The 6606-nt window shown below is 74.5% G+C and carries 6 protein-coding genes; 2 read left to right on the top strand and 4 right to left on the bottom strand.

Annotation, left to right across the window (positions count from 1 at the left end; translation table 11 throughout):
* Positions 1–175 precede the first annotated feature (175 nt).
* Together ACZ61E_RS05580 and ACZ61E_RS05585 are read right to left on the bottom strand one after the other, a co-directional pair.
* Positions 176–1030, bottom strand: a complete 855-nt coding sequence (locus ACZ61E_RS05580) for a YhjD/YihY/BrkB family envelope integrity protein (protein ID WP_469697778.1) — start codon at positions 1028–1030, stop codon at positions 176–178.
* Between the two features lie 178 nt (positions 1031–1208).
* Positions 1209–2432 (bottom strand): ROK family protein, encoded by a 1224-nt coding sequence (locus tag ACZ61E_RS05585; protein ID WP_469697780.1) that lies wholly within the window; start codon positions 2430–2432, stop codon positions 1209–1211.
* A 76-nt stretch (positions 2433–2508) separates the two neighbouring features.
* Between ACZ61E_RS05585 and ACZ61E_RS05590 the strand changes: the two genes are divergently transcribed.
* Positions 2509–3915 (top strand): MFS transporter, encoded by a 1407-nt coding sequence (locus ACZ61E_RS05590; protein ID WP_469697781.1) that lies wholly within the window; start codon positions 2509–2511, stop codon positions 3913–3915.
* A gap of 71 nt (positions 3916–3986) precedes the next feature.
* The gene (locus ACZ61E_RS05595; RefSeq protein ID WP_469697782.1) at positions 3987–4358 is read left to right on the top strand and encodes an SCO4225 family membrane protein; all 372 of its coding nucleotides are present in this window, start codon (positions 3987–3989) and stop codon (positions 4356–4358) included.
* A 7-nt stretch (positions 4359–4365) separates the two neighbouring features.
* Here the strand turns inward: ACZ61E_RS05595 and ACZ61E_RS05600 are convergent, their stop codons facing one another.
* Together ACZ61E_RS05600 and ACZ61E_RS05605 are read right to left on the bottom strand one after the other, a co-directional pair.
* Entirely contained in the window at positions 4366–5031 is a 666-nt protein-coding gene (locus ACZ61E_RS05600; protein WP_469697784.1) for a response regulator transcription factor, read from the bottom strand.
* On the bottom strand, positions 5028–6269 hold the full coding sequence (locus ACZ61E_RS05605) for a sensor histidine kinase (RefSeq protein ID WP_469697786.1): 1242 nt from the start codon (positions 6267–6269) through the stop codon (positions 5028–5030). The genes ACZ61E_RS05600 and ACZ61E_RS05605 overlap by 4 nt, the downstream gene beginning before the upstream one ends.
* Between the last annotated feature and the right edge of the window lie 337 nt (positions 6270–6606).

The following is a 6606-nucleotide window of genomic DNA, read 5'->3' on the forward strand; positions in this document are numbered from 1 at the left end:
TCGGTCAGCTCCTCGGTTCGCGACTCTCTCGGTCTTCTGCCTTCGCTTCCGAGAGTCGCGCCGTCAGGGGTGCGGAGTCGTCGTACGGCCAGCGGCAGTACGGGTACCTCCCGGGGAGTACGCGGGCCCGATCCGGCTGCTCCCGGCGACCGGGCCGGGGCCCGCGGCGTACCCCTCAGGTCTCGTCCAGGTCCTTCAGACGCCGGAACACCCGGCCCTCGTGGGCGAGACGGCCCACCAGTGCCCCGCCGTAGACGACGAATCCCACCCCGACAAGCCACGACTGGACGACGAGGACGGTGCCGAAGGGCCCGTAGGTGACGGCGCTGGAGGCGATCAGCGGGGAGAAGACGAGCTGCGAGAAGCCCCGCAGCCCCAGCAGGCCCAGCGTGGTGGCCACGGCGCCCGGCAGCAGGGCGCTCCAGCGGACGCGCCCGCCGAGCAGGATGTGCTGGGCGATCCAGAAGAACAGGAAGGTGCCGATGACGTCCAGGACGACGACCGTCAGGGGGCCGGTGACATCGCCGGAGGGGGCGGGTGTGTTGACGAAGCCGAGCAGCGCGCCGACCAGCAGGGCGAGGAAGACGACATGGCGCCACATGGTGTGCCAGCGGGCGGTGGGCAGGTCCCAGACCTTCTCGTAGCCGGTCTGTACGGCGGAGCCGAAGGTCAGTCCGAAGACGGCGAGCGCGGCGAGGCCGAAGGCGGTGGTGCGCTGGAGCGCCGTGTTGGGCACACCGAACAACTGCTCGACCTGTACCTGTGATTCATGGGTGACGCCGATGGCCTGCCCGAGCCAGCGCGCGAAGCCGTGGCCGCTGGCGGGCTGGGCCGCCGCGACCAGCACGAGTACGGGGACGAGGGTGAGGAACCCGAGCGCGGCGAAGCCCATGGCCCGGTGCATCAGCTCCATCTCGCGGCCGCTCGTCCAGGCGACCCCGAGCGGTGAGAGGCGCAGCCGCCGGTCGAGGCGCTGGAACCAGCGCGGCGGGGGCGGCGGCGGCTCGATGCCGGGTGGCGTCTCGGTCATAGGGGTGACCTACCCGCGATGGCGCGGCGGGCCGTCCGTGGTGCCGCCGGACGGGTGGCGGGGCGGTGGTGCGGGCCGGGACGCGGGGCCGGGACGCCGGCGCCGGGTCGTAGGACAGGGGCGCCGGGTCGCGGGGCCGGAGCCGTGACTTCGGGCCGGGCGGCCGTGGCCGGGTACGTCAGGTCAGTGCGGCCAGCGGGTCGTCCAGGACCGGCTGCCAGGCCAGCTCGGCGGCGCCGACCAGGCTGTTGTGGTCCAGCGTGCAGGCGAGGATCGGCACGCTCCCGCTGCGGCCCCACAGGCTGCGGTCGGCGACGACGGCGCGCAGCCGGGCGGGATCGGCGTCGAGCAGTTCACGGTGGAGTCCGCCGAGGATGACCCGGTCGGGGTTGAGGATGTTCACCAGTCCGGCGAGCCCCTGGCCCAGCCGGTCGATGAGCTGCTCGGCCGCCGCCCGTACCGACCGGTCGCCGTACTCCGTACGGAGCAGGTCGCGGGACTGCTGGAGCAGTGACACCTCGGGGCCGGGGTCGCGACCGGCCGCGTCGAGGAAGGCCAGCGGGTCGGTCTCGACGTCGAGACAGCCCCGGCTGCCGCAATGGCAGGGCCTGCCCTCGGGGTTGACGGTGAGATGGCCGACTTCGAGCGCGAGTCCCGAACTGCCCGTGTGCAGACGGCCGTCCACGACGAGCGCGCCACCGACGCCGCGATGTCCCGTGGCGACACAGAGGAGTTGGGCGGCGCCCCGGCCCGCGCCGTGCCGGTGTTCGGCGAGGGCCGCCAGGTTGACGTCGTTGCCGGTGAAGGCGGGGCCGTCGATACCGGCGGCGCGTACCTGTTCGACGAAGAGGTCGCGTACGGGCGCGCCGGCCGGCCAGGCGAGGTGCAGCGGGTTGAGTGCGGTGCCCTCCGGTTCGGCGACCGCCGAGGGCACGGCGAGGCCGGCGCCGACGCAGCGCCGTCCGCTGTCGCGCAGGAGCCCGGCGCCCTCGGCGACGACGGCCCGCAGGACCTGGGCGGGGTCGGAGGAGACGGTGACGCAGCCGGGCGCGGTGGCGACCGTACGGCCGCCGAGGGCGACCAGCGCGGCGCGGAAGCCGTCCGCGTGGACCTGGGCGGCGAGGACCACGGGGCCGGTGTCGTCGACGGCGAGCCGGTGCGAGGGGCGGCCCTGGGAGCCGGCGGCGGCGCCGGGCCGGGAGTCGACGAGGATCAGGCCGAGCGCCTCCAGTTCGGCGGCGACGGCGCCGGCCGTCGCGCGGGTGACGCCCAGTTCGGAGGTGAGCACGGCGCGGGTGGGCGCGCGGCCGGTGTGGACCAGTTCCAGTGCGGGGCCCAGCGCGCTGCGGCCTCTCTCCAGTCGTGTCCTGGTCGTCGTCGCCTTGTCGGCCCTGCCGTTCATGGTGGTGAGTCTCCCATGATCCCGGCGCCGGGCCGCCGCCTTGTACGGATCGGCCGGGAGCCCCTATCCTTCTTTTGTGCCGAACCTAAACAAACTCCGGACGGCCATACCGGGGGGCCGCGGCGGAGATCCCGCCCATGACTCCCCGCTGTCCTCACTCACCCGCCTCCGCACCACCCTGACGGTGTTCTTCGCCCTGGACGGCTTCCTCTTCGCAGGCTGGGTCGTCCGTATCCCCGCCATCAAGCAGCAGACCGGCGCGTCGGCGAGCGACCTCGGACTGGCCCTGCTCGGGGTGTCCGCCGGGGCCGTGGTGACGATGATGTTCACCGGACGGATGTGCGCGCGGTTCGGCAGCCATCCGGTGACCGTGGTCAGTTCGGTGCTGCTGGCGCTGAGCATCGCGCTGCCCGCGCAGACGCACTCGGCGCCGGCGCTCGGTCTGGTCCTGCTCGTCTTCGGCGCCGCGTACGGCGCGCTGAACGTCTCGATGAACAGCGCCGCCGTGGATCTCGTCGCCGCGATGCGCCGTCCCGTGATGCCGAGCTTCCACGCCGCGTTCAGCCTGGGAGGCATGGCGGGCGCGGGAGTCGGCGCCCTGGTGGCCGGTGGTCTCTCCCCCTCGGCGCATCTGCTGGCCCTCACGGGCGTCGGACTGCTCGTCACGGCGCTCGCCGGTCCGCCGCTGCTGCGCCGCGCGGTGCCCGCGGCCCCCGGTCCGGCCCCCGTTCCGGACACCGCTCCCGTCGCCGCGACAGCCGGTGCGAAGGCCACCGCGAAGGCCGGCGCGGGAGGCAAGGGGGCCTCGCGGCCCGACCGGCGCACCCGCCGGCTCGTCGTCCTGTTCGGCGTGATCGCGCTCTGCACGGCCTACGGGGAGGGGGCCCTCGCTGACTGGGGCGCCCTGCACCTCGCCCAGGACCTGGACGCCGGTGCCGGCCTCGCCGCCGCCGGGTACTCGCTGTTCGCCCTCGCCATGACGGTCGGCCGCCTCTCCGGTACGGCCCTGCTCGAACGGCTCGGCCAGACCCGCACCCTGGTCGCCGGCGGCGCGGTCGCCGCGCTCGGCATGCTCCTGGGCGCCCTGGCGCCCACGACCTGGCTCGCGCTGCTCGGCTTCGCCGTCACCGGCATCGGACTCGCCAACATCTTCCCGGTGGCCGTGGCCCGGGCGGGCGCGCTGGCCGGTCCGAGCGGTGTCGCCGCCGCGTCCACGCTGGGCTACGGCGGCATGCTGCTGGGGCCGCCCGCGATCGGCTTCCTCGCCGACTGGCTCTCGCTGCCCGTGGCGCTGACCACCGTCGCCCTGCTGGCCGCGGCGGCGGCCCTGATCGCGTACTCGGCACGCGACGTGTCGGCGCCCGAACCGGATTCGGACGGCCGGGCGGGGGCACCGTCGGAGGGTGCGCGGGAGGTCGCGACGGAGGTACGGGCCGGTGTCCCGGCCGACGCGGCGGCCCGCACCGCGCACCAGGAGGGATGAGTAGCCGTACTCAGGCACACCCGTTCGGCCCGTCCCACCATGGAGGCATCCAACCGACACGGGAGCGCATCATGAAGGCAGGACGTCCGAACGCACTGGCCCTGCTCGCCAAGGGCCCCGCCCGGCTCGTCCACGACAACCCGGCCTCGCGGACCTATCTCGCCCTGGTCGCCGCGGCGGCGGTCCTCGTCACCGTGGACACACTGTTCGTGCACACCGACGACGCCTCGTTCGCCGGGGTGTGGCTCTTCGCCCTCGCGGCGCCCACCGTCTTCCTCTTCTTCGCCGGCGGATCGGCGATAGGCGAGTCGTTCGCCTCGTCCTCCGCCTTCGGCTACGTGGCGCTCATCGCCTCCGTGCTGATCCAGGCCGCGGCCATCGGGGCGTTCGTCCGGCTGCTGCGCGACCGGACCGGCCCCGTCCGTACGCCCCGCGAGGTCTGACCGGCCGTCAGCCCAGCCAGCCGGGCCGCACCAGCCCCGACTCGTAGGCCCTGACGACCAGTTGGGCCCGGTGGCGGGCACCGAGCTTCACCATCGTGCGGCTCACGTGCGTCTTTGCGGTGAGCGGGCTGACGACCAGCCTGCGGGCGATCTCCTCGTTCGAGAGCCCGATCCCGACGAGCGCCATCACCTCCCGCTCCCGCTCGGTGAGTTCACCGAGGCCGTCGGCCGCGGCCGGCGGCTTGGAGCGCGAGGCGAACTCCGCGATCAGCCGCCGCGTCACCCCGGGCGACAGCAGCGCGTCGCCGTCCACCACCGCCCGTACGGCACGGAGCAGTTCCTCCGGCTCGGTGTCCTTCACCAGGAAGCCGGACGCGCCGGAGCGCAGTGCCTCGAAGACGTACTCGTCGAGTTCGAAGGTGGTGAGCATGACCACCTTCACCTCGTCGAGGTCACCGTCCCCGGTGATCCGGCGGGTGGCGGCGAGCCCGTCCATGACCGGCATCCGGATGTCCATCAGGACGACGTCCGGGGCGAGTTCACGCACCGCGCGCAGGGCCTGGTCACCGTCGGCGGCCTCCCCCACGACCTCGATGTCCGGCTGGGCGTCGAGCAGCGCGCGGAAACCTGCCCGTACCAGGGACTGGTCGTCGGCGAGCAGGACACGGATCACGGTGTCTCCTTGGGCTTCAGGGGGAGGACGGCCTCGACGCGGAAACCCCCGTCCGGGCGCGGGCCCGCCTCGATGGTGCCACCGAGTGCGGCGGCCCGTTCCCGCATCCCGACCAGTCCGTTGCCGCTGCCGCCGGCCTCGTCGCCGGTGGCCGGCCCCTCGTCGTCGACGCGCAGGGTGAGCACGCCCGCGCCGTAGCCGACCCGGACGCGCGCGGTACGGGAGCCGGAGTGCCGCACCACGTTGGTGAGGGCTTCCTGGACGATTCGGAAGGCGGCGAGGTCGGCACCGGGGGACAGGGCGACCGGGTCACCGCGGATCTCGATCCCGACGCGCAGACCGGTGGCTGATGCCTGCTCCGCCAGTTCGGGGAGCCGGTCGAGTCCCGGCGCGGGCGCGCGCGGGGCGTCGCCGGAGGTCCTGAGCGTGTCGAGGACCTGCCGTACCTCGCCCAGCGCCTCCTTGCTCGCGGCCTTGATGGTGGTGAGCGCGGTGCGGGCCTGTTCCGGGTCGGAGTCGAGGAGCGCGAGCCCCACGCCCGCCTGCACGTTGATGACCGAGATGGAGTGCGCGAGCACGTCGTGGAGTTCCCGCGCGATACGCAGCCGCTCCTCGTCGGCCCGGCGCGCCTCGGCGGCGGCGCGCTCGGCCCGCGCGTGGATCCACTGCTCCCGGCGCACCCGGACGAGTTCGGAGCCGGCGAGTACGGCCACCACCCAGGCGGCGACGCCCACTTCGGGGCCCCAGGGCGCGCCGGTGTCGCCCTCCGGCGGCAGATGGGGGTAGAGCAGATGGACGACCAGCAGATGGCTCGCCCAGAGCAGGCCGATCGCCCACCAGGCCGCCACGCGGTGCCCGGAGACGATCGCGGCGAAGCAGGCGACCGCGACGGTGAGGAAGACCGGGCCGTAGGGGTAGCCCGCGCCGAGGTACAGCGCCGCCGAGAGAGCGACACCGAAGACGCAGGGGACGGGGTGGCGGTGGCGCAGCACGAGCAGCGCGGGCCCGGCGAGGAGCAGCACACGGGCGAGCGCGTCGAGGTGTTCTCGGTCCGGTTGCGCCTCGGCGGCGAAGCCGGTGCCGACCGTGACGAAGACGGCGAGGACCAGGCTGGAGAGCCAGGGCAGCCGCGACGGCCCCGCGCCGCCGGGCTCCCCGTCCGTGCCGCCGCCGCCCGGCACGCACCCGCCCCTGAACCAGGGGGGACGGAACCCGGCACGGCTGATCTGCTGTTCCATACCGGTCACGCTAGACCGGCCGACGGGGGCCGGGCGTCCGCCGGGCGTGGTGACCGCGCGTACTCCCGGCGGAGTACGGCGTGGCGCGTACGGGCGGGAGCCCCCGTGGTCACCGCCGGATGCTCCGGCGCGGAGCGCCCGGCGGCGGTCCCCGGGTGTCCGCTAGGGCCTGTCGTTGGGATCAGGCCCGATCAGTGAGGGGGGTCCGGTGCGTGCGATCGCAAGCCGGAGGAGGGGGGGGGGGGGGGGGGGGGGGGGGCGCGTCCCCCCCTCCCACACAGACGCGCACACCGCCCCCCCGCCCCCCCACAGAGCCAGGCTGCCCGGACAGCGCGTA

The sequence above is a fragment of the Streptomyces sp. NPDC104581 genome (assembly GCF_055583685.1).